Annotated in this window: 2 protein-coding genes; both read left to right on the top strand. The window is 66.8% G+C overall.

Going from position 1 to position 2302, the window contains the following annotated elements:
- The coding region (locus AC04L7_RS16935) for a minor capsid protein (protein WP_475513483.1) at window positions 1–1891 on the top strand (1891 nt) is incomplete at its 5' end.
- Window positions 1892–1991: 100 nt separating this feature from the next.
- On the top strand, window positions 1992–2302 hold a 311-nt coding region (locus AC04L7_RS16940), incomplete at its 3' end, for a hypothetical protein (protein ID WP_475513484.1).

A 2302-nucleotide genomic window follows, 5' to 3' on the forward strand; every position in this document is an offset into this window, starting at 1 on the left:
CGACAACGACAAGCTGGTGCAGGAAATCGACGAGTGGATGCGCAACATCCCGGTCAACGATCTGGAAACCGGCTTCCAGGCGTTCTACCGGTCGCAGAGCGACGAGCATTACGAACAGGGCGTCGGTGTGGGCGAATTCGTCTACGACGCGCGAGGTCGTGAGGTGGTCAGCCTACGCGTGGCCGACAGCAAGGGCATCTGCTTCATTCGGCAGGATGGCGTGCTGCGTCCCTTCTATCGTGCGCCGTCGCCGGACAGTGATCGCCGCGCGGATGGACTGGGGCAGGTGGAACAGATCCTGCGCGGCGCTGTCCGGCACGACGTGCTGTCCGGGCTTCGCGCCATCGGCTTCGTTGAGCTTGACCCGCGCCAACTGGTGTTCGCGCTGAATAAGCCCGAGGCCGACAATCCGTACGGCACCAGCATCCTGCGCAGCATTCCTTTCGTGGCGCAGATCCTGCTGAAGATGCAGAACGCCACCGGGCGCGCGTGGGAGCGCTTCGGCGACCCCAGTTACCATGTGCACTACAGCACGAAGAACCCCAAGGTGGATGCCACGGAGGCGCAGAAGCGTGCCGATACCATCGCCACCAATCTTGGCAAAGCCATGCTGGCGAAGAAGCGCGGCAACAGCATGGACCTGGCTACAGCTGCCGCCAAGGACGACGACATCAAGGTCGGCGTGATCGGCGCCAACGGCGAGGTATTGGAAATCGAAGAGCCTGCCAGGCACATGCTGGAACAGGTGGTGGCAGGCTTCGGCTTGCCGCCCTGGATGCTGGGCATCACGTGGTCGCAGGCCGCAGGCATCGGCGAACAGCAGTCCGTCGTGGTGCTGCAGGAATCGGAAACGCGCTTCGCGGTGCGCAAGCCGCAGCTGCGCCGACCCATCGAAGCCATGCTGCGCGCGCGCGGCCGCACGTGGAAGCCCGGCGACTGGGATCTGGTGCAGCGCCTGCCCAACCTGATGGACGAGCAGAAGCGCGCGCAGGCAGGCTTCCTGCGCGCCCAGACGGCCCTGATGCTGGGCGAGAGCGGCCAGGTGGACCCGGCCGAGCTACGCCGCGGGATCGACAACAACCTGCGCACGCCGCGCAGTCCGCGCGCCGGCAAGGCGCGTACGAAATCCGACGACACCACGGAGGGCGAACCATGGGCACGCAACGACCCGGCACTGCCCGCGCTGGAAGCCACAGCGTCCAGCGCGCTGAAGCGACAGTGGCACGCCCTGGCCACCGATGCCCTGCGCACGCTGGGCCTGGACACGCCTGACGGCGAAGCGTTCGAAATGGCTCCCGGGACGGAAGCCATGCTGCTGGCGCAGGGCAATGCGCGCGTGCCGGCGATGGCGAAGGCATTGCTGGAAGCACAGCTTGGCGCGTGGGATCGCGGTGTGCGCAATGGCGCCGACGACCTGGACAGCGCGAAAGGCGCCAAAGCGTTGATGGATGACCCGGTGGTGCAGGCCGCGATCGCGCGGCTGAGGGATCGCGTGCGCGACTCGCTGACGCAGACCGGGCTGCAGCTGGTGCGTGACGGCTTCGCGCGGCAGTACCAGTCCCGCATCGTCGCGGCCTTGGCGTCCGGCGAGTTCGACGGGCAGAACCCAGTGAACGTTGCCCGCGAGTTGCAGCGCCGCTTCGATGGGGGCGACTACAACTGGGAACGGCTGGCGCGCAGCGAAATTGCCATGGCGCAGTCTGATGGTTCGCTGGCGCTGTACGAACAACAGGGCATCACGCTGGTGGACTACAGCACCGCGGAAGACGAAGCCGTGTCGACCATCTGCCGCGAGTTGGCCGCGGCTGGGCCGTACACGCTGGACAAGGCGCCGGTGCCGGTGCGCGACTCGCACCCGAACTGCCGCTGCGCCATCGTTCCGAATGCCTGACCGTTAACCAACGGGGGAGACGGCGCATCGGCACGTCTCCCAATCTTCACCCGCACAAGCAATTCACCGGCCCCGCATGGGGCCATTGCGGAGTGGAGCCGTGGACAAGAAACCCGAAGAACTCGCCGAGATCCAGAATCTGCCGATTCCGGAATTCTCCGAACGCCTCACGGGCCTGACCCTCGTCGACCTGGCCGCACTGCGCGAACTGGAAGCGAAGGAAGCCAACCGCAAGGGCGCGCTGGAAGCCATCGACGAACTGGTCGCCAAGCTGGAAGCCGCTGCCGCCGATGCGCAGCGTGACCCGAGCCCGTCGCTGACCGTGCAGACGGAGGCCGCGCCGGCACCGTCCGATGATGCGCCCGCCTGGCAGCGCGAGGACTACGCCGGCCCGCTGGACATCGAGCAGGC

Source organism: Pseudoxanthomonas sp. LjRoot204_2 (genome assembly GCF_056175765.1).